Source organism: Colwellia sp. F1 (assembly GCF_056238625.1).
On record NZ_JBWDLI010000019.1, the window covers coordinates 21,012 to 42,798 of the forward strand.

Annotated in this window: 16 protein-coding genes; 6 read left to right on the forward strand and 10 right to left on the reverse strand. The window is 39.7% G+C overall.

All coding sequences use genetic code 11. The features are described from left to right. Window positions 1-155 precede the first annotated feature (155 nt). Entirely contained in the window at window positions 156-1,886 is a 1,731-nt protein-coding gene (locus tag AC0UA9_RS15475) for a SufS family cysteine desulfurase (RefSeq protein WP_475661336.1), read from the reverse strand. 163 nt (window positions 1,887-2,049) lie between these two features. Between AC0UA9_RS15475 and AC0UA9_RS15480 the strand changes: the two genes are divergently transcribed. After that, entirely contained in the window at window positions 2,050-2,283 is a 234-nt protein-coding gene (locus AC0UA9_RS15480; protein WP_475661338.1) for a hypothetical protein, read from the forward strand. A gap of 33 nt (window positions 2,284-2,316) precedes the next feature. Here AC0UA9_RS15480 and AC0UA9_RS15485 read toward each other — a convergent pair whose 3' ends face one another. From AC0UA9_RS15485 to rimP, 9 genes are all read right to left on the reverse strand, one after another. After that, window positions 2,317-3,870: a tetratricopeptide repeat protein gene (locus tag AC0UA9_RS15485; RefSeq protein ID WP_475661339.1), complete on the reverse strand. Its 1,554-nt coding sequence runs from the start codon at window positions 3,868-3,870 to the stop codon at window positions 2,317-2,319. Between the two features lie 5 nt (window positions 3,871-3,875). Next, window positions 3,876-4,760 carry a lipoprotein NlpI gene (gene nlpI, locus AC0UA9_RS15490; RefSeq protein WP_475661398.1) on the reverse strand — a complete coding sequence of 295 codons (885 nt, stop codon included), beginning with the start codon at window positions 4,758-4,760 and terminating at the stop codon, window positions 3,876-3,878. A gap of 172 nt (window positions 4,761-4,932) precedes the next feature. Beyond that, window positions 4,933-7,047, reverse strand: coding sequence for a polyribonucleotide nucleotidyltransferase (gene pnp / locus AC0UA9_RS15495; RefSeq protein WP_475661341.1), 2,115 nt, complete (start codon window positions 7,045-7,047; stop codon window positions 4,933-4,935). Between the two features lie 505 nt (window positions 7,048-7,552). Continuing rightward, window positions 7,553-7,822: a 30S ribosomal protein S15 gene (rpsO, locus tag AC0UA9_RS15500; RefSeq protein ID WP_475661342.1), complete on the reverse strand. Its 270-nt coding sequence runs from the start codon at window positions 7,820-7,822 to the stop codon at window positions 7,553-7,555. 259 nt (window positions 7,823-8,081) lie between these two features. Next, a complete protein-coding gene (gene truB / locus AC0UA9_RS15505) occupies window positions 8,082-9,029 on the reverse strand; it encodes a tRNA pseudouridine(55) synthase TruB (protein ID WP_475661344.1) in 948 nt (315 codons plus the stop codon). Window positions 9,030-9,032: 3 nt separating this feature from the next. Beyond that, complete coding sequence (rbfA, locus tag AC0UA9_RS15510) at window positions 9,033-9,467, reverse strand: 30S ribosome-binding factor RbfA (protein WP_475661345.1); 435 nt, start codon at window positions 9,465-9,467, stop codon at window positions 9,033-9,035. A 198-nt stretch (window positions 9,468-9,665) separates the two neighbouring features. Continuing rightward, on the reverse strand, window positions 9,666-12,350 hold the full coding sequence (infB, locus tag AC0UA9_RS15515) for a translation initiation factor IF-2 (RefSeq protein ID WP_475661347.1): 2,685 nt from the start codon (window positions 12,348-12,350) through the stop codon (window positions 9,666-9,668). A 23-nt stretch (window positions 12,351-12,373) separates the two neighbouring features. Continuing rightward, window positions 12,374-13,870 (reverse strand): transcription termination factor NusA, encoded by a 1,497-nt coding sequence (gene nusA / locus AC0UA9_RS15520; RefSeq protein ID WP_475661350.1) that lies wholly within the window; start codon window positions 13,868-13,870, stop codon window positions 12,374-12,376. A 179-nt stretch (window positions 13,871-14,049) separates the two neighbouring features. After that, window positions 14,050-14,505, reverse strand: coding sequence for a ribosome maturation factor RimP (rimP, locus tag AC0UA9_RS15525; protein WP_475661351.1), 456 nt, complete (start codon window positions 14,503-14,505; stop codon window positions 14,050-14,052). Between the two features lie 892 nt (window positions 14,506-15,397). On the opposite strand from rimP, the gene AC0UA9_RS15530 reads away from it, so the two are divergent. The 5 genes from AC0UA9_RS15530 (at window position 15,398) to rsxD (ending at window position 21,784) form a co-directional block, all read left to right on the forward strand. Continuing rightward, on the forward strand, window positions 15,398-17,311 hold the full coding sequence (locus AC0UA9_RS15530; RefSeq protein ID WP_475661352.1) for an EAL domain-containing protein: 1,914 nt from the start codon (window positions 15,398-15,400) through the stop codon (window positions 17,309-17,311). A gap of 124 nt (window positions 17,312-17,435) precedes the next feature. Beyond that, on the forward strand, window positions 17,436-18,017 hold the full coding sequence (gene rsxA / locus AC0UA9_RS15535) for an electron transport complex subunit RsxA (protein ID WP_475661354.1): 582 nt from the start codon (window positions 17,436-17,438) through the stop codon (window positions 18,015-18,017). Between the two features lie 12 nt (window positions 18,018-18,029). Further along, on the forward strand, window positions 18,030-18,584 hold the full coding sequence (gene rsxB, locus AC0UA9_RS15540) for an electron transport complex subunit RsxB (RefSeq protein WP_475661356.1): 555 nt from the start codon (window positions 18,030-18,032) through the stop codon (window positions 18,582-18,584). Between the two features lie 9 nt (window positions 18,585-18,593). Next, window positions 18,594-20,693, forward strand: a complete 2,100-nt coding sequence (gene rsxC / locus AC0UA9_RS15545; protein WP_475661360.1) for an electron transport complex subunit RsxC — start codon at window positions 18,594-18,596, stop codon at window positions 20,691-20,693. Window positions 20,694-20,695: 2 nt separating this feature from the next. Continuing rightward, window positions 20,696-21,784, forward strand: a complete 1,089-nt coding sequence (gene rsxD, locus AC0UA9_RS15550) for an electron transport complex subunit RsxD (RefSeq protein WP_475661362.1) — start codon at window positions 20,696-20,698, stop codon at window positions 21,782-21,784. The last annotated feature ends 3 nt before the right edge of the window (window positions 21,785-21,787 follow it).

Consider the following 21,787-nt stretch of genomic DNA (forward strand, 5'->3'; position numbering starts at 1 on the left):
CTCAATCCCAATAGCGAGTCGAATACAAGTAAATTTAACCAAAAGGTCAGCAAAAAATAGCTGGGACAGCGTCATTTATTCAACCAAGATCAGCTTAGTTAACATGCTTTTACCCAGTCACCCTAGGTATAGCCAAGTGAATTACTGTGTTTCTATTATAGATCGTCGACCAATGATTGTATTTTATCGACAATTGCTAAAACACCATTCCCCCGTGATGGACTTAAATGCTGCATTAACCCGAGGGTGTCAAAGTAGTGGTGAATATCAAAAGACTTTATTTGCTGTGCTGTTCTACCATTAAATACAGCTAGCACTATCACCAATAAACCACGAATCACTCTAGCGTCGCTATCTGCTTTAAAACTAAATACGCCCTGAGAGCCTTTTTTAGCGACAAGCCAAGCTTGGCTTTCGCACCCATTAATTAAACTCTGTTCACCTCTGAGGGCTTTATTTAAGCGCGGCAATTGCTTACTTAACAACATAATCTCTCGATGACGAGCGTCCCAGCTTTTAAGCGTGGAAAATTGCTGAATTATTTCAGCACCTACGACGTCTTTATTCTGTGCATTGTTGTGAGACTGTTTCACTACTGCGCTTTGTTGCTGTTGCGCAATGACATTATTGTTATCGTCGGTATTATCTATTTCAACCACCTTAAGCAACGCCCCAATAAAGTGATCGATTTCCTCAACGCTATTATAAGCTGCCATAGAAACTCTTAGGCAGCCTGACAACTCAAAGTATTCCATTAATGGCATGGCACAATGATGCCCACTACGTACTGCAACACCATAGCTATCAAGGCTTGTTGCTATATCATGGTTATGATTGCCTTTCACTGTAAAAGCAATTACCGGAACGTCAGGCGCTTGGCCAACCAAAAACTCAATACTAGGAATTTTACTTAACGCTTGATAACAGTATTGTGTTAAGTGCTGCTCATAAGCCGTCATTTCCACATGCTCATACTGGCCAATAAAAGCAATGGCTTGTGCAAAAGCGATAACACCGGCAATATTTGGCGTACCGGCTTCAAACTTAAACGGTAATGTATTAAAGGTGGTTGCTTTGTTAAAACTGACAGTGTCGATCATTTCACCGCCTGATTGATAAGGTGGCATGGTTTCAAGTAGTGCTTGTTTACCATAAAGCACACCTACGCCCGTTGGCCCATACATTTTATGCGCTGAGAAGACATAAAAGTCACAATTGAGCGCTTGCACGTCAACCGGAAAGTGTGCAACTGCTTGAGCACCATCTATAACGGTAATAGCACCCACGGCTTTGGCTTTGTTAACTATCTCAGTAATGGGGTTTATTTTCCCTAAAATATTAGAGACATGCGCGCAACAAATAACTTTTGTTTGCTGGGTGATCAGTTGTTCAAGATGGCTAAGATCAACCCGCCCAGCTTTATCTAATGTGACCACTTTAATGACTGCGCCCGTTTGCTGTGCAAGTAACTGCCAAGGCACAATATTAGCGTGGTGCTCACTGACCGCTAAAATAATTTCATCGCCAGCGCTAAGTAGTTGTTTGCCTAACGTTGATACCACTAAGTTAATGCTTTCTGTGGTGCCTTTGGTCCAAATAATTTCTTTCGTGCTTTGTGCATTAATAAAGCGTTTAACTGTGTGCCGAGCTTGTTCAAAGGCACTTGTTGCTTTAGCGCTTAAGTTATGCGAGGCCCGGTGAACATTAGCATTAATATTGTGATAAAAATGTTGGTAACTGGTAATAACTGCATCAGGTTTTTGTGTCGTAGCGCCATTATCAAAATAGACAATTGCCGAGTTAGTTTGACCTGGCTGCCCTGTTATACTGTTCTGACGAATAAGCGGGAAATTTTGACGAAACTGCGCTGAATTAAAATGCTTCATTGGTGGGGTCTACTTGTAAAAATAAGATCATACTCTTGTCACAATTATATCGTATAAACCTTAGATCTCTTAGTTCGGATGCGACAAAATTAATTTACACAGGTAATTTAACGCGGTCTGATATATAATAACAACCTGTAATAAGGTTATACAGGAGTATCTTATGGGGTTATATTCATGGTTTTTAAGATCGAACAAAAGAGCTGTTGATACCAAGCTATCAGAAAAGGCAGAGCCAACTAATTATATTAGTAACTTTACGATGTGGCCAACAGCTAAAGTAAAATCAAATACGGATATCACACTTGTAACCTACAACAGCGCTATTGATAATAACATACCAATAAATAAAGAAGACGTAGCGCCAACGAAAACAACATTAGGTATAATTAAATAATTACCTCGCTAAAATCATCCACTTTATTGGGCATTAAAATTCGCCCCTTCGTACTTTTATGCGTCGACTTTCTGTACTTTCCCAGCGCTCAGCTTGCTTAACCCAGTAGCTGCCGTGTTTACGATTATTACCGTTATCATCTTGTTGAAAATAAGCTAACGCTATATTGTAATGAAAACTAGGCATTCTATAATCTACCTTGTTTGCTTGTAATACATGACGATACAGTGGTGGGAAACTTAACGAAGAATACTGCAGCTTTGTGCGCGTTGATACCCCCTTAAAAGCACCATGTTCGCTTTTCAATTGCGCATTTAGCCTGTTACAGCTTTTAGCGTGGAATAGACCTACTTCATCTTGGTATGCGTCTGGTGTACCTAACAGCCAAAACTGTTTGCCGCTAATATCTGTTGCTAGCTGTACAATGGGGGTAGTATTTTTAATGTACTTTGCCCAAGCTAATTGTTTTAAAATACTCGCCCGCACTGCTTCTTTACTGCCTTGGTAACGTTTTTTTAACACGGCAATATTGTGTGAAAAAGCTGTTTTTTGCGGTGCCTGACAGGTTACATGTCCGGCAGGTAAGGGGTATTCGTCGACAAAACCTAATAAGTGACTCACTTCATGTGCGAACACATCTACCGTGTCTTGGGCGTCAAAGTATAGTATTCCCCGATGAACATTAGCGCCACCTTGGGGTAACATCAACCCTAAGTACCGAGTGTTGACTGTTTTAACCCAGGGTTGCCAAGTCTGCTCGTTGCAGCTAATGGCTAAATTTTTATTATTGCTACAGTCAAGCGCATTAATAGCCATATAACGCACAGGGGGAAAACAAACAGCCTTACTTATATCTTTCCCTTTAAAGCTTGCAATAATGCTTTCTAGGTGCTTTAAGTGCGCCAAATTCGTAGCAAAGAGTTGGATACTGTTAGCACAACTTGGTGTTGGCTGTTTTGCTTTAGCCAACTTATTGATATTAGGCAAGACTTGATACTTATGTAGATCGGCTAACAATAACTGCCCTGCTGCTGTTTTTTGTAATATCGCATGGTAAGTATTGAACAACTTTTCCGCCTCGCTCACCTTGCCTTGTCTAACAGCAATTGTAACCTTGAGTATGATCGCCGCCACTGCGAGTTTTTCAGGCTTGATTTTTGCAAATTTTGCAAATACTGCAAGGGTTTCCGATGCCGCTGTTAAGTTGTTATGTTTAAAGTAATACTGAGCTAATGCAATTGATGCTTTTTTATGTTGTAGCCGAATTGCATTTTTATACCAAAAAACGGTTTGGTAGGTATTGTTCTTGGCTTGATAATAGTTTGCCAGTTGATAAGCCGCCTCTGCGTCTCGCTTCGCTAACTTTTGTGCTAACAAACGCCATTGCTCACTATGGCGTTGTGAATTTTCCCAAGCAAGGTTAAGTGCCGCTATATTGTTTCGTTTTAGCGCAACGTTTAGTTGTGCTTTACTTTGCTGGTTAGCGTTTATTACTTTTGTTAAAAAATCATCTACAACAAATGTGCTTTTCGACAACCCTATTAAAAGTATTAGCGAAAAACACCAGATGATCAGTTTGTTTTTCATTAGGTTCAGTCGGTTGTTGGCACAGCCAGTGTCGCTTTTTTGGTGCGCATGAGGTCTAACTCCAGTTTCGCATAGCGATGCTCAACAAATTCATAGACATTGGTGCTTAATGACAATTTAAAGTAATTTGCTGCTGCGATGTCATCCCCCTGGAGTTGGCTATATTTACCTAAGTAAAAATAAGCCTCACATAACCTATCTGTTAGTGCTTTCCTTGATTGAACATCATGGGTTAAATCATTGACAAACTCCCCTTGACTAATGTCATTAAGGTATAAATATATAATTTGTTTAGCCCAAGTACGCTCGTCAACCGCGCTTGCTCTTTCTTCTAACATTTTTTTCGCTAAGCTTGGATTCATTTTATATTCGGCTAAATATAACCATAATAAACGGTAGGGATCATCACTTTGTTGATAGTGAAAGTCATTAAAGTCTTGTGCAGCTAAGGCAGGCCTGTCGCCATAGTACAGTGCAATACCGCGATTTAAATGGGCATATTCATGTGCTGGGTCTAGCTCTAATACAGAGTCAAATTGCTCATACGCTTGAGCAAACTCTCTTAGCTGGGTAAGGTGTATGCCGATGAAGTTGTATGCTTCTGTCATATCTGGTTTTAATTGTAACGCTTGTGAAAAGTCTAAGCGAGCTAAGGAGCGCAAGCCCACGCTGTCAAATAATACACCCCGGTCGTAATATAACTGTGCTTTTTGAGCATCGCTGATTTTAACACGATTAATCACCTCAGATAAACGGGCAATAGCAATTTCACTTTTAAAGTTTACTGCTAGTGGCTCGGCAATGACGAGTTGATTCATGGCTGATGTGTTAGCTTTATAACTATCGGTTGATACACAGCCTTGTGTTGGTAATATCATGAAAAGTATCATGAATACTAGTGGTTGAAACTTAGATTCAATAAAGGATAAGTTCACTAACGCGCCTTAGAAGTAATCAAATTTGTAGAATCTAGATTGTACTTGATTTACTAACAAAAAAGGAGCCAAAAGGCTCCTTTTTAATAGACTAAATTATTATCTAGCCTTGTCTTTACCAACAGGGTTATTCAGCAGCAGGTGTTGCTTCTGCTGGTTTTTCTGTTGCTTCTTTAATACTTAAACGTACACGGCCTTGGCGGTCAACTTCAAGTACTTTAACTTTTACTTCTTGTCCTTCAGATAATACATCGCTTACATTGCTCACGCGCTCTTCTGAAATTTGAGAAATATGTACTAAACCATCTTTGCCTGGCAATACATTAACAAAAGCCCCAAAGTCTACAATGCGAACCACAGTACCAGTGTAAAGCGTGCCTACTTCAATTTCAGCTGTTAATGCTTTTATGCGGTTAATGGCGTCTTCAGCTTGCACACCTGAGGTAGCAGCAATTTTAACCGTGCCATCGTCATCGATTTCAATCGTTGTACCTGTTTCTTCTGTAAGTTGACGAATTGTTGCACCACCTTTACCGATAATGTCACGAATTTTATCTTGGCTTACTTTTAAGGTATGTATGCGTGGTGCAAACTCAGAGATTTCTTCTCTGTGGCCTTTAATAGCTTGATCCATTACCGTTAAAATATGGGTACGTGCTGCTTTTGCTTGGTTTAACGCAATTTGCATAATTTCTTGCGTGATACCTTCAATTTTAATGTCCATTTGTAGTGCTGTAATACCACCAGTAGTCCCTGCTACTTTAAAGTCCATGTCACCTAAGTGATCTTCATCACCTAAAATGTCTGATAACACGACGAATTTATCACCTTCTTTAACAAGGCCCATGGCTATACCAGCAACAGAAGCTTTAATTGGCACACCAGCATCCATTAGCGCAAGTGAAGTACCACAAACAGACGCCATTGACGATGAACCGTTAGATTCTGTAATTTCAGAAACAACACGTACAGCATACGGGAACTCTTCTATCGTTGGCATTACTGCTAACATGCCACGTTTGGCTAAGCGGCCATGACCAATCTCACGACGTTTTGGTGAACCAACAAAACCTGTTTCACCAACACAGTAAGGAGGGAAATTATAGTGCAGCATAAAGGCGTCTGTTTTTTCACCCATAATGGTGTCTAAACGTTGCGCATCACGTTGAGTTCCTAGTGTTGCCGTAACAAGGGCTTGTGTTTCACCACGGGTAAATACCGCTGAGCCATGCGTGCGTGGTAATACACCTGTCATTACGTCTAAGGCACGAATTGATTCAGGATCACGACCATCGATACGAGGGTTGCCATCAGTAATACGGCCACGGACTACTGTTTTCTCTAAATCATGGAATAAATCTTTTGCTTCTTGTACGTCAAGTTCTTCATCTTGTTCCAATAATTGCTCTAAAACCGCATTACGGATTTCAGCAATTTTTTCATAACGAACTGTTTTTTCAGTAATTTGATAAGCTTCGTTCAGTTGCGCTTCGCTTAATTCGGCAATTTTAGCGACTAATTCAGCATTTTTAACCGGTGCAGTCCATTCCCATGCAGGGGTATTTACTTCTGCTTTAAACTCTTTAATTGCATCTACAGCAACTTGCATTTGCTCGTGGCCAAAGACAACAGCGCCTAGCATGACTTCTTCTGATAATACGTCAGCTTCTGATTCAACCATTAATACTGCAGAGTCAGTACCTGAAACGACTAAATCTAATTGGCTTGTTGGTAATTCAGATTGTAACGGGTTAAGAAGGTATTGACCGTCGGTATAACCAACTCGAGCAGCACCAACTGGGCCACTAAATGGCACGCCTGCAATTGCTAACGCAGCAGAAGTGCCAATTAATGAAATAATATCTGGGGCAATTTCTGGATTAACAGAAACAACGGTAATAATAACTTGTACTTCGTTATTGAAGCCTTCTGGAAATAAAGGACGAATTGGACGGTCAATTAAGCGTGCAATTAATGTTTCTTCTTCTGAAGGTCGGCCTTCACGTTTAAAGAAACTTCCTGGGATTTTACCCGCAGCGTATGTACGCTCTTGGTAGTTTACTGTTAACGGGAAAAAATCTTGTCCTGCTTTGGCTTCTTTTTTTGCTACTACTGAAACTAATACACTGGTATCGTCCATGCTTGCCATTACTGCTGCAGACGCTTGACGTGCAATATTACCTGTTTCAAGTGTTACGGTATGTTTACCAAATTGAAATTGTTTTGTGACTGGGTTAAACATTTACTATGTTTCCTTAATTCTTTTGTTCGTTCTGTTTTATATGTTATCCATACAAAAAAGTAACGCATTGATTATTTTAATCAATCTGTACAATTATTTATTCACTTAAACACTAAATAGGTTAAGTTGAACAAAAAATTATACAGTTTGATTGATTAGTCTTTTGCCTTTGTATTACTTTATCGCTGTATTATGAATAAAAGATTAAAGTTTTGTTAGTAGTTAACATTGCTATTGAATATCTAGCTAAACACTAACGAAGTTTAAATAATTTATCCCTAAAAAGCTGTAATAAAATTAGGCAAGCGTATTATACCGACCTAAATATTATTTGCTAGCAAGAATCAAGTGTTATCGTATTTTGCTTAAGTGAATAGATACTTTTTATATTGCTTGATATTACTGAGGGTAATTCTATGGTGTGATATTGCAGGGTAAGTTTTATTAATGCCAACAAAAAAGGAGCCTAAAGGCTCCTTTATTCATAGTAGGTTCAAAGCGACTACTAGCGACGTAGACCTAACTTACCAATTAAGGCAGTGTAACGAACAACGTTTTTACCTTTTAAATAGTCAAGTAATTTACGACGTTGTGCAACCATGCGCAATAAGCCACGACGTGAATGGTGATCATGCGTGTGCTCTTTGAAGTGACCTTGTAAGTGGTTGATTTGTGTAGTTAACAAAGCAACTTGAACTTCTGGTGAACCTGTATCACCTTCTTTTTGTGCGTATTCAGCAACGATAGCTGCTTTTTCTGTAGCATTTAAAGCCATAATAAATCCTTAGTGTGAAACTCTACCAACCTAATAAAAAATTTATAGATCCAGAGTTAACATAACAACCTGAGCCAAACACTAATCCAGCCGAGGTAACGAAAGAGCGCGCATTCTAACAGAGAATGAAGATATTACAACAATTAAATCTATGTTTACTGCCAAGCAATATACAGCTTAGTTGTTCACTCCCTGTTACTTCTACTGTGCTTAGTCATTCTCTATGTAGTAAAGCTACGACTTAAGCCAAGCATAGCGGCTAAATAACAACAATACGTTTAGGAGCGACTTGTCCATCATCGTCAATTACCCCCACGCCAATAAATTCAGCCGTTTCATCTTGTTCATCTTCACCAATATACACTTGCACACTGCCGTCCATAGGAGCTTTATAGGCTTGCACAGGATTGCCATGGCGCAAGAAATTAGCTGACATGTCGTCAACATACACAGCTGGCATACCTTCAACTGCGCTTTGCATAGGCAGCAATAATGGGTCAAGTAATTCTGATGGCGTTATTTCTTGTGTTTGTGCTTGTGCAAGTAAGGCCTCTAACTGCGGTAAGGTGACCATTTTATCTACGGGGTAACTACCTACAGCTAAACGCCTTAAATCGGCAACATGCGCGCCACAACCTAACAACTCGCCTAGGTCGTCAATAATTGTTCTGATATAGGTTCCTTTTGACACATGAATTGTTAGTTCAACTTCATCTTGCTCAAAACGTAATAAGTTTAAAGAAAAAACAGTGATCTCTCGTGCTTCACGAGGTACTTCTACCCCTTCTCTGGCGTATTTATATAGCGGTTGGCCTTGGTATTTTAACGCAGAATACATCGAAGGAATTTGTTTGGTCGTTCCGCGGAAGGTATCAAGCGCTTCTTTTAGTTGCTCGGGCGAAACCACTACCGGCTTTTCACTAACAATATCACCGTCAGCATCACTGGTGGTTGTACGAACCCCCAATTTAGCGGTCACTTGATAGGTTTTATCCGTGTCTAATAAATATTGAGAAAACTTAGTTCCCTCCCCCAAACAAATGGGTAACATACCAGTAGCAAGTGGGTCTAATGCGCCTGTATGACCTGCTTTTTGCGCAAAGTAAATACGCTTAACTGCTTGCAATGCATGGTTAGAGGACATTTCATAGGGTTTATCTAATAAGAGAACACCGTTAATAGGGCGCCCTTTTCTACGTTTTGCCATAGGTTATTTGCTCTGCTCACTGTCATCAGTACTATTTAGGTTATTGTTATCAATTTGATTGTTATTAGTGTCGTCGTGATGACTGTCGCTTGCAATGGCTTGGTCAACTAAAGCGCTCATACGAACACCTTCAGCCATTGAACTGTCATAAACAAAGCGTAAGTGTGGCATAATGCGTGCTCGTAAACGTTTGCCTAACAATGAGCGAATATAGCCTTCTGCTTCAGCTAACACTTCAAGCGAGGTTTTTATATCTTGTTCATTATCATTATAAAAAGTCACAAACACTTTAGCATAAGCTAAATCTCGTGTTACTTCTACTGCAGATACTGTGGTCATACTTAAGCGTGGATCTTTAATTTCACGCATTAAAATAACCGCTATTTCTTTTTGGATTTGCTGACCTACACGATCAGTACGGGCATATTCTCTAGCCATAATTATCTCCTAACAAAAACGGAGGCCAAGCCTCCATTTCTATTCTTATTACGCTATCTGTTGCTTTAGATTACAACTAATAACTTCAAGTGCAAAGGTAAACGAGTCCTGGGTTAACACCATGATTTAGCAACTTTTTACACTATCCACAACCTCATTTTATAATGCTGCCATGGTGAAGTTAGCAAAAATATAAAGCTACAGCGTTCTTTGTATTTCTACCGTTTCAAAAACTTCAATTTGGTCGCCTACGCGAACATCATTGTAGTTCTTCACGCCAATACCACATTCAGTGCCGTTACGAACTTCTTGAACATCGTCTTTAAAGCGACGTAATGATTCAAGTTCACCTTCGTAAATCACCACGTTGTCACGTAACACGCGAATAGGTGCGCTACGTTTAATTGTCCCTTCAGTAACCATACAACCAGCAATAGAGCCAAGTTTAGGCGATTTAAATACGTCACGTACTTGTGCTAAACCAATGATTTCTTGTTTAAATTCAGGGGCAAGCATACCACTCATTGCTTGTTTAACTTCATCAATTAATGAGTAGATGACACTGTAATAACGTAAATCGATATTTTCTGTTTCAATTATTTTACGAGCCGACGCATCAGCACGTACGTTAAAACCAACAATAATGGCATTTGACGCCGCCGCTAAAGTTGCATCTGTTTCAGTAATAGCGCCAACACCAGAGCCGATGATTTTTACTTTCACTTCGTCGGTCGATAATTGTACTAATGATTCATTAATTGCTTCTAGCGAACCTTGAACATCTGATTTTATCACTACATTAACTTCAGATATTTCGCCTTCTGCCATACTGGCAAACATGTTTTCAAGCTTGGCTTTTTGCTGACGCGCTAATTTAACATCACGGAACTTACCTTGACGATATAAAGCTACTTCTCTCGCTTTTTTCTCGTCTTTAACGACAGTTGCTTCATCACCTGATTGCGGTACACCACTTAACCCGAGTATTTCAACAGGAATTGAAGGGCCTGCAGACTGGATACTTTTGCCATTTTCATCTCGCATAGCACGAACACGGCCATATTCTAAACCACAAAGCACAATATCACCTTGGTTTAATGTTCCTTCCTGAATCAATATGGTAGCCACTGGGCCACGGCCTTTATCAAGCTTAGACTCAACGACTACACCGTTAGCCATTTTATCAACAACTGCGGTAAGCTCCAGTACTTCTGATTGCAGTAATACTGCATCAAGTAGTTCGTCAATACCTAAGCCGGTTTTTGCTGATACATGACAAAATTGTACGTCGCCGCCCCACTCTTCTGACAGTACGTCATGTTGTGATAATTCACTTTTAACGCGGTCTGGGTCAGCAGTTTCTTTATCCATTTTATTAACCGCAATGATAATTGGCGAGTCAGACGCTTTTGCGTGTTGGATCGCTTCAATCGTTTGCGGCATAACACCGTCATCGGCTGCAACGACAATAATAACAATGTCTGTTGCTTTAGCACCACGTGAGCGCATTGCAGTAAAGGCGGCATGGCCTGGAGTATCTAAGAAAGTGATCATACCATGACCTGTTTCTACGTGATAAGCACCAATATGTTGTGTAATACCACCCGATTCACCCGCGGCAACTTTTGCTTCACGAATATGGTCAAGCAAGGATGTTTTACCATGGTCAACATGTCCCATAATAGTCACTACAGGTGCACGTGTTATTTCATCACCGGCATCACCTCGGTCTGCTAGTACCGCTTCCTCTAAGGCGTTCTCTTTCACCAACACCACGTCAAAGCCCATTTCTTCTGCAACAAGCGCTGCAGTTTCTTGGTCAATTACTTGGTTTATCGTTGCCATTGCGCCCAATTTGAACATAGCTTTTACGACTTCAGCACCTTTTTTCGCCATTTTGTTGGCTAACTCAGCAACCGAAATTGTTTCGCCAATGCGAATGTCTTGCACTTTCGTTTCTACAGGCTTAGTGAAGCCATGCTTTAAACTTTGTGGTGCAGATAATGTTGCTTTACGACCTTTAGCAGCACGACCACCTCGTGCATTTCTGTCTGGTGCCGCTTTTTTCTTTTTACGACGGCGACCAGCACCTTCGTCAGCAGCGTCAACTTTGTCTTCTGCTTCTTGCGCATAAACAGACGATGTTACATGAATAACTTCTTTTTCTTTTGCTTTACGCTCTTCTTCTTGTGCTTTCCAGCGCGCTTCATTTTCTTCTGCAAGTTTTCTGGCCGCTTCTGCTGCTTCTTTTGCTTCAGCTTCAATTTTAGCTGCCGTTTCTTTTTCTTGAATTAAACGAAGTCGTTTCGCTTCTTCCGTTTCTTCTACTTTAACTACCGGCGCTTTTTCAGTTACCGGTTGTTTTGCTTTTTCCGCCGCTGCTTGCTTCGCCTTTTCAGCTGCTTCTCGTTTGGCCTCTGCTTTGCGCTCTGCTTCTGCTTCTGCTTTTGCTATGGCAGCTGCGCGGGCGTTTTCAGCTTCTTTGGCGGCAAGTTCAGCTTTTGCTTTTGCTTCTGCTTCCGCTTTAGCTTGTGCTTCTGCTGCTTCTTTCGCTGCGGCTTCTGCAAGCTGCTGCTCTTCAATGTCACTGCGTTTAACATAAGTACGTTTTTTACGTATTTCTACATTAACAGATTTAGCTTTGCTGCCATGCCCCATAGTCAGCGTTGACTTGGTTTTACGGTTTAGCGTTAATTTATTCGGTTTTGCTTGTGAATCATCACCATGTTGCTTTTTTAAGTAACCTAACAATGATTCTTTTTCATCTTGCGAAATTATATCAGTTGCCGACTTCGGTACGCCTGAATCAGCCAGCTGGCTTACTAGACGTTCCACCGGTGTACCAATTTCTTTGGCAAGCTCTGCTACAGTTATATCTGCCATTTACACTATTCTCCCGGCGTTATTTATTCTTCGTTAAACCAACAAATATTACGTGCGGCCATTATTAGCTCGCCCGCTTTGGTTTCAGTTAATTCTTCAATATCGCTAATGTCATCAATGCCTTGTTCAGCCAATTCTTCCAATGTGTTTATGCCACGGCTTGCTAATACAAAAGCTAAATGACGCTCTAAGCCTTCAAGTGCTAGTAAGTCTGCTGATGGTTCTGAACCTTCTAGCGATTCTTCACTGGCTAATGCTTGTGTTGTTAAGGCTTCTTTGGCGCGTTCACGTAGTTCTTCAACTATTTCTTCAGTTAAGCCATCAATTTCTAGCATTTCAGACACTGGCACATACGCCACTTCTTCCAACGAAGTAAAGCCTTCGTCGATAAGCAAGGTAGCAAAGTCGTCATCCAGATCTAGTTTTTCAACAAATAAACTGAGTACTTTATCGTTTTCTACTTGATGCTTTTCTTTCATCGCTTCAACAGTCATTACGTTTAATTCCCACCCCGTAAGTTGACTTGCTAAACGAATATTTTGACCGCTGCGGCCAATTGCCATTGCTAGATTGCTTTCTTCAACAGCAATATCCATAGTACCTTGGTCTTCATCAACAATGATTGAGGCGACCTCTGCTGGTGACATAGCGTTAATAACATATTGAGCGACATTATCGTCATAAAGTACGATATCAACACGTTCTCCACCAAGCTCACCCGACACTGCTTGTACACGCGAGCCTCGCATGCCAACACAAGCACCGACTGGGTCAATACGCTTGTCATTGCTTTTTACTGCAATTTTAGCTCGAGAGCCAGGATCACGAGCTGCACTTTTAATTTCAAGCATTTCTTCGCCAATTTCAGGGACTTCAACACGGAAAAGCTCTATTAGCATTTCAGGCTTAGTTCGGCTGACAAAGAGCTGCGCACCTCGTGCTTCTGGCTTTATTTCGTATAATAAACCGCGTACTCTATCGCCTGGGCGAAAGCTTTCACGTGGTAACATATCGTCGCGGTAAATTATCGCTTCAGCATTGTTACCTAAGTCTAAGATTACACTCTCTCGACTAGATTTTTTCACAACACCCGTTACTAACTCACCTAGTTGCTCTTGATAAGCTTCAACAACTAAGGCACGCTCTGCTTCGCGAATTTTTTGCACTATCACTTGCTTAGCGGTTTGTGTTGTTACGCGGTCAAATTTCACTGATTCAATTTGATCTTCAATATAATCGCCAACTTTTAATTCTGCATTCTCATATTGCGCTGCCGATAACGTTGTTTCAGCATAAGGGTTTTCCATTGCTTCGTCGCTGTCTTCAACGATCAACCAACGACGGAAGGTATCAAATTCACCTGTTGCACGGTCAATACAGACACGTACACTTATATCACCTTCATATTTTTTTTTGGTTGCTGTCTCTAAAGCTGTTTCCATTGCTTCAAAGATGCTTTCTCTAGGTAATGCTTTTTCATTTGATACCGCATCAACAACCAGTAATATCTCTTTACTCATGCTCTTTAGCCCTAATTTTTTTTGGTTAACTGTTTAGCTTATTTTTATCGTTAAACTTAATGGCAATAAGTGTTCATTGGCTTTACCAATGTAGGCCTTATTTAAATAGCCCTTACGATTTAACACTAATACAGTTACTTTTATTAAACTGAAATATTTATTTTCAATTGTTTTTGTCTTTATAAACGTGCGACAAGATTTGCCTTGTCAATATTATTAAACACAAGCTCGTAATCGCTGCCGTCTACATTTATTATTAATGTGTCATTTTCTATGGTCACTAAAGTGCCTTTAAATTTTCTACGTCCGTTTAATGGTATAGCTAATTTAACATTTACTGTTTCACCAATAACTGATTTAAAATGCGCCATGTCAAATAATGGTTTATCAACACCAGGTGATGATATTTCTAGATTATACTCACTGCTTATTGGGTCTTCGACGTCTAAAATAGCACTTACCTGATAACTAACTTCTGCGCAATCATCAACATCAATGCCATTCTCATGGTCGATAAACAAGCGTAAAACTGAGTTATTACCCGCACTGATAAACTCAACACCGAGTAATTCTTTTCCTGTTTCTTCCACTGCGGGACGAAGCATGTCAGTTAGTTTTTGTTCAAACTTAGCCAATCGTGTTCTCCTGTTCATTTATACTATTGCGCATAAAAAGCGACCACTTAGCACGACATTTAACTAGGTTTCTGACGTTACCAGGGTGCTATACGTTCCCAATGGGCACGTACCTAATAAAAGGCATTAGCATTAAATACACTTTAAAAAGTTTAAAGGTACAAAAAAAGGGCATAAAGCCCAGCATGTTTTTTTTTGCTGTGTATTTTTGTTTTTAATGCTTGTTAGGCCAATAAACTAAACACTAAAAACAAAAAAACCCCATAAAAGGGGCCTATATCACTGACCCCATGCTTTTATTGACTACTTAACTAGATAAAGTCTAGTGAGTCTTAAAATAAAAACACCAATAGCAAGAATAGGAACACAAAACTAAATAGTTAACCTTTAGCCTTGTATTCTTCAGTGACATCTTACTAGCTGTTAACTTTGCTTTAACTCATCTTAAAATTAACAGATAGGATTATATAAGGGCGCGCCCTTAAGCGCAAGCTTGAATAACAACTTATATGATGTAAAGCAAAGACAATGACAACTTTAGCTCATTAAAATGAATAAATTAACAACTGTAATATAAATAAGTTATCATGCACTATATTAGAGTACTATAATAAATAAAAAGGGGGACATAATTGATTAATTTCACCCTGATTATTAGGAATATAACGCTAGCTTAGCTATAACTTAGTTATACTTTATTTATGTTTTAATTAGTATGTTATATAGCCATATAACAGCACTAAAGAGCGTGGCTATACTAGTGATACAAAGTACTGATTGAATATTTATCGCAGCAGTTATATCGGAGCAATCATATTATGAAACCTTTAGTGATGATAAACAGCTTTAATACTCTTTGCTACTATCTTTTTATGGAGTAAGTTAATTCGCTATGTATACATTTTCCCAATTATTACTAAGAAATATGGGGTTAGTGTTAATATTTATTTTATCTATTAGCACAGCGTCACTGTCTATATTTTCTACTTTGCTCAAAAGTAAGTCAGACGATAATGTGCAAGTCATTCAAGTGTTATCACAACAGCTTACACCAAGTGAAGATGAAACAGCGATTGCCAAAAGCCTTTCAACTAAGCTTCAGCGAGTATCAAGCTATAATCATTTAACGATTGAGAATTTGGCTGGTAAAAGGCTGTCAACGTTTGAAAACAAAAATAGAAGTTTTGCCTTCCCTTTTATTGCACCTGACACTCGTGAAGTTAGCCTTAACGAACTCCCATTAACAATAAAATATCAACTTAACTTTGATAGAGAGTCAACGTTAGTACTTTATTTTATTCTTATTTCAACGGCTTTATCATTACTATTAATCATGATCGCCGTCATAAAGAGTACAAAGCGCTACAAAGCCATGTTTAATGTAATTGGTCAGCAAATTAAACATGACTTCGCGGTGATTAACCACACACCTACAAACAATAAAGAAAACAGTGCAACTGATAAACAACTCTTAGAAATTCCAGAATTGCAGCAAGGTATTGCTGAAATTAAACAGTTAATAGCGCATCAGTTAGCAAGTGTGACGCAGTTAGAGCAAAAAGCTTATGTAGATCACTTGACTGACCTTGATAACCGAAGCCGCTTTGTGCAGTTTTATGAAAGCTTAATTGATAAAAGTAGCGCAGTGAAATTTGGCGTGTTAGTAATGACACGGTGTACAGAGTTACAAACAATCAATCAAATACATGGTTACAAGGAGGGGGATAATTATATTATCCATGTTGCTTCTTTACTGAAACAAGTTATCTCTACCTTTCCTGACGGGCGTTTGTTCCGCTTAAACAGCTCTGATTTTGCCTGCATTCTTCCCAATACGACGCTAAAAAAAGCAGAAGACTTTGCTCAGCAGTTAACTCAGCTATTTAATACCTACCAAGCAACGTCCGAATTAGAGTCTATTGCATACACTGGTTTAATTTCATTTGATGAAACTAAGTCTTTAGGTGAGCTACTCGCTTTGGCTGATACTGGTGTTAACATTGCACAAACACAAGCGGCTAATTCTTGGCATGCACAAGCTGACAATGATATATTGCATGAAAGCGGCATTAATTATGGTAATCAAAACTGGCGTCAAGAAATAGACAGTGTTATTGAAAATCAGCGCATCAACTTATTAGTGCAGCCAATTCATCCTAGTGGACGCAACAGTAAAGTATATGGTGAGGTATTAGCACGTTTTCATAACTCTAATAATGATGCACTTCCAACAGCATCTTTTATTGCCATGGCTGAGAAACTAGACAAAATAACAGCCATTGACAAGCTGATTATTGAAACAACCATTAATGAAATTAATCATAAAAATATGTTTGACCAGAGCTTTGGCATAAACATTAGTTCCCGCAGTATCAACGATGAGTATTTTATGATTTGGTTAGAGCGTAAATTACTACGTGAGTCTAGGGTTGCGCCAAAATTAATTTTTGAAATAACAGAGTATGGACTACAACAAAACATTAAAACGAGTAAACGTTTAATAGATATGTTACATCGTGTTGGTGCTAGAATTACTGTAGAGCGTTTTGGTGTAGGGTTAACGTCATTTAAATTCTTTAGAGATTTAACCCCTGACTACATTAAAATGGACAGCTCTTATACTCGCAATATTGATGATGACAGAAATAACCAATACTTTTTACGTCTCATGGTAGATTTAGCGCATAGACTCAGTGTTAATGTTTTAGCAGAAAGCGTTGAAAGCCAAGAAGAAAAACATACATTAGAAAAGCTCTTTATTGATGGTTGCCAAGGCTATTATATAGGAAAGCCAGAGCCACTGTAGTGCGTCACTTAGCTATATTGGTAAAATCATTAATATCCCTATGCAGAGTAGTGTTGTTATATCACTTAAAACAAAGGATAATGTCGCTAATACTCTAAAACTAACGTTCTGATCTAACTCGCAAATGACCGATTATATTCTGCTACTTATTGGCACAGTACTCGTAAATAACTTTGTATTGGTGCAATTCCTTGGTTTATGCCCTTTTATGGGAGTGTCATCTCGTACTGAAACGGCCATAGGTATGTCTTTTGCCACGACCTTTGTTATGACGTTAGCCTCTTTACTTAGCTACTTAGTGACTACGTATATTTTAGCGCCACTTAATATTGAATACCTAACCACCATGAGCTTTATTTTAGTGATTGCCGTAGTGGTACAATTTACAGAAATGGTGGTTCATAAAACAAGTGCTAGTCTTTATCGTTTATTAGGCATATTTCTTCCACTCATTACAACGAACTGCGCCGTATTAGGTGTTGCTTTATTAAATTTAAGATTAGAGCACAACTTTTTTGAATCTATCATTTATGGTTTTGGTGCGGCAGCTGGATTTTCCTTGGTGTTAGTGATGTTCTCAGCAATGCGAGAGAAAATAGTAAATGCTGACGTCCCCAGCCCATTTAAAGGCGCTGCCATAGCAATGATTACCGCAGGCCTTATGTCGCTAGCCTTTATGGGCTTTTCTGGCCTAGTTAAGATCTAAGGCGCTGCTATTATGAATATTCTTATTGCCATACTCGTTCTTGGGGTTATCGCTGCACTATTTGGTGCAATTCTTGGTTATGCCTCTGTCCGCTTTCATGTTGAAGGCGACCCTATTGTTGAACAGCTTGATGCCTTACTACCGCAAACACAATGCGGGCAATGCGGTTACCCCGGATGTAAGCCTTATGCTGAAGCCGTTGCAAACGGTGAAGCAATAAATAAATGTGCACCTGGCGGGGAAGACACTATAAAAAAAATAGCTGACTTACTCGGTGTTGATGTTGAGCCATTAGACGAAACCCATGAGGCTGATAAAGGGCCTACGGTTGCTTTTATCATTGAAGAAGACTGTATTGGCTGCACTAAATGTATTCAAGCTTGCCCTGTAGACGCGATTTTAGGTGCTGCCAAGCAAATGCATACCATCATTGCAGATGAGTGCACGGGCTGTGATTTATGTGTCGCCCCATGCCCAGTAGACTGCATTGAAATGCGCCCTATTGCCGAAACCACTCAAAACTGGCAGTGGGATCTGAACAAAATTGCTGTTAAGCAAGTAGACTAGGAGAGAGTAATGGAGTCTATAATTGAACGTATTAATCAGCAAAAGTTTTGGCAGTTCCATGGCGGTATTCATCCTCCAGAGCAAAAGATGCTAACGGCAAATAAGCCGATTAGGCAACTGCCATTACCAAAACAGTTAATACTTCCTTTACAGCAGCATATAGGCCGCCAAGGTGATTTATTAGTTAACGTTGGCGATAAAGTATTAAAAGGCCAGCCCTTAACCAAAAGCACTAACCCTATGGCTGTACCAATACACGCCCCAACAAGTGGTGTTATTAGCGCCATTAAAAAATCAGTTATAGCGCACCCCTCTGGCTTAAGCGAGCTTTGTATTTTCCTTGATGTCGATTATGAAGACACATGGCGTCCAAGAGAAATTTGTCAAGATTTCACGCAGCTAAGTCCAAAACAGATAATTCAAAAAATTACTGACGCTGGTATTTCTGGCATGGGTGGTGCTGGCTTTCCAACACATATTAAAGTAAATATAAAATCTGGTATAAACTTTTTAATCATTAATGCTGCTGAGTGTGAACCCTACATCACTGCTGATGATTTATTAATGTGTGAACAAAGCGAAGCCATTATTGATGGTATAAAAATATTAGATCATTTACTTAACCCTGACATAATTCTGATCGGCATTGAAGATAACAAGCCCAAAGCAATAAAAGCACTAGAAAATGCCACTCACACTATTAAAAAGCTAAAGGTGTGTGTCGTGCCAACAAAGTATCCGTCTGGTGGTGAAAAGCAGCTGATAAAAATATTAACTGGCCAAGAGATTAAAAGTGGCTCTTTGCCTATTCACGCCGGTATTGTTGTACAAAATGTTGCGACTTGCTTTGCTATTAGTGACGCTGTGATTAATGACATTCCACTGATTAGGCGTGTGGTTACCGTAACCGGCCAAGCACTCAGTAAACCACAAAATGTTTGGGCATTATTAGGGACACCCGTTAGGCATTTATTAACCCAAGCTGGCTTTGTTTCTCAAAGCCAAAAGACTGCTCCACCGGTTATCATGGGTGGACCATTAATGGGCTTTACAATGCTAAACGACTTGGTGCCCATTGTTAAAACCAGTAACTGCATATTAGCACCAAGCAAAAAAGAGATGCCTAGTGCTTTTGAAAATGGCTCCAATGAAGTTGAATGTATTCGCTGCGGCCAATGCGCTGAAGTCTGCCCAAGCCAGTTATTGCCACAAGAAATGCAATGGAGCGCGAAAGCAAAAGATCACGACCAACTCCTCAAGCTAAACTTATTTGATTGTATTGATTGTGGCGCCTGTGCTTATGTGTGTCCTAGCCAAATCCCACTAGTACAATATTACCGCATTGCAAAAGCCGAAATTCGCCAGCAACAACAACTTGACATTAAAGCGGAGAAAGCCAAAGTAAGGTTTGAAGCGAGAAAGTTACGCCTAGAGAAAGAAAAAGCCGCACGAGAAGAAAAACACAGGAAGGCTGCTGCCGCGCGCAAAGCCAACATGAATAAAAAAGCAGCTGACGGTACAACGGCAAGCGATGCTGTTGCTGCAGCACTTGCCCGTGTAAAAGCTAAAAAAATGGCGAATGCACGGCCAAAAACGGAAACAGAACAACCCGCCCCAGCTGAACCCGAAATGCAAAGCAAGCAAGTTGAAAATATCGCCCTATCAGATGAAAAGTCACAAGTAAAAGCGGCTATTGCTAGAGCAAAAGCAAAAAAATTGGCAAAAGCAAGTACACTAACCGCAACTGATTCAGGTGATGAACAAGTAAGTTCAGCTATAACAAATGCTAATACTGAGGCCAATAATAAGCAAGCAAAAATTGCTGCCGCTGTAGCCAAAGCAAAGGCTAAAGCTCAAAATAAAAAGAGGGATGAAAATAAAAACAAAACTTCCCCCGCCCCTACCAGCACAGCTAATGAAGTGCCAGTAAACACAACAGCTAAGGCCAGTGCTGATAATAAAAAAGCTAAAATTGCTGCTGCTGTAGCTAAGGCTAAAGCTAAAGCTAACGAGAAAAAAGCGCAATCGCAAGCCTCTGATGCACAATTAACAACAGCCGGAAGCGATGATATATCACCTTTAAAATCTAGCAATGAAGAGTCAGAATAATTATGGCCTTTTGGATAGCAAGCTCACCCCACAATCATAATCACACCCAAACCTCTGCTTTAATGCGTTTAGTTATTTATGCTTTATTCCCCGGCATAATAACTCAATGGTACTTTTTTGGCTGGGGGAATATAATACATATATCTTTAGCTATTGTCACAGCCTTGTTGTGTGAATTTATTGCTTTATCTTTACGAAGCAACAAAAATATTCGTAAACAAATATTTGATGGAAGTGCCGTTTTAACCGCAGTGTTACTTGGTATTTGCTTACCTGCTATTGCTCCATGGTGGATTTCTGTATTAGGCGCAGCCTTTGCTATTTTAGTTGTAAAGCAGCTTTATGGTGGTTTAGGGCATAACCTATTTAACCCTGCCATGGCAGCCTATGTCATGTTACTTATTTCCTTCCCCGTACAGATGACTTCATGGCAACCGCCACTATCACTGATGAACATAGAGTTAGGGTTTACCAATACCTTAACCACGATATTTACCGGTTTCACTAGTGAAGGTTACTCTATTGAACAGTTGCGTACTAATATAGACGGTTTTACTATGGCAACGCCACTAGACACCTTAAAAACCAATATAGGTTTGGGATTTACTGCTATAGAAACCACTCAAAACAGTCTTTTTTCTAATGACTTAGCTGGTAGTTTAGGTTTTTCTTTTGGCTGGGAATGGATCAACATAGCCTTTCTTGCCGGCGGTGTATTTTTAATAGTAAAAAAAGGGATTGCTTGGCAAACACCGTTTAGCTTTTTATTCAGTTTATTTATATGTTCTTTTATTGCTTACAGTATCAGTCCTGACAGCAGTGCTTCTACTTTGTTTCATTGGGTAACAGGCGGTACTATGCTGGGAGCATTCTTTATTTTAACCGACCCAGTGAGTGGTGCCACTAGCGTAAAAGGTCGATTAATTATGGGGGCATTAGCCGGATTAATAGTGTACTTAATTAGAACATTTGGCGGATACCCAGACGGCATTGCTTTTGCCGTATTACTTTGTAATATGACCGCCCCTTTAATAGATCAATATACTCGTCCACGCACCTATGGGCATGATATTGACAACAAAAAAGATTAAATC

Coding starts and splice junctions, on each gene's coding strand:
- infB (WP_475661347.1), bottom strand. CDS start 12,350: ATGGCAGATATAACTGTAGCAGAGCTTGCCAAAGAAATTGGTACACCG.
- AC0UA9_RS15530 (WP_475661352.1), top strand. CDS start 15,398: ATGTATACATTTTCCCAATTATTACTAAGAAATATGGGGTTAGTGTTA.
- truB (WP_475661344.1), bottom strand. CDS start 9,029: ATGGCAAAACGTAGAAAAGGGCGCCCTATTAACGGTGTTCTCTTATTA.
- rpsO (WP_475661342.1), bottom strand. CDS start 7,822: ATGGCTTTAAATGCTACAGAAAAAGCAGCTATCGTTGCTGAATACGCA.
- nlpI (WP_475661398.1), bottom strand. CDS start 4,760: ATGATACTTTTCATGATATTACCAACACAAGGCTGTGTATCAACCGAT.
- nusA (WP_475661350.1), bottom strand. CDS start 13,870: ATGAGTAAAGAGATATTACTGGTTGTTGATGCGGTATCAAATGAAAAA.
- rsxA (WP_475661354.1), top strand. CDS start 17,436: ATGACCGATTATATTCTGCTACTTATTGGCACAGTACTCGTAAATAAC.
- AC0UA9_RS15475 (WP_475661336.1), bottom strand. CDS start 1,886: ATGAAGCATTTTAATTCAGCGCAGTTTCGTCAAAATTTCCCGCTTATT.
- AC0UA9_RS15480 (WP_475661338.1), top strand. CDS start 2,050: ATGGGGTTATATTCATGGTTTTTAAGATCGAACAAAAGAGCTGTTGAT.
- rbfA (WP_475661345.1), bottom strand. CDS start 9,467: ATGGCTAGAGAATATGCCCGTACTGATCGTGTAGGTCAGCAAATCCAA.
- rsxB (WP_475661356.1), top strand. CDS start 18,030: ATGAATATTCTTATTGCCATACTCGTTCTTGGGGTTATCGCTGCACTA.
- rsxD (WP_475661362.1), top strand. CDS start 20,696: ATGGCCTTTTGGATAGCAAGCTCACCCCACAATCATAATCACACCCAA.
- rsxC (WP_475661360.1), top strand. CDS start 18,594: ATGGAGTCTATAATTGAACGTATTAATCAGCAAAAGTTTTGGCAGTTC.
- AC0UA9_RS15485 (WP_475661339.1), bottom strand. CDS start 3,870: ATGAAAAACAAACTGATCATCTGGTGTTTTTCGCTAATACTTTTAATA.
- pnp (WP_475661341.1), bottom strand. CDS start 7,047: ATGTTTAACCCAGTCACAAAACAATTTCAATTTGGTAAACATACCGTA.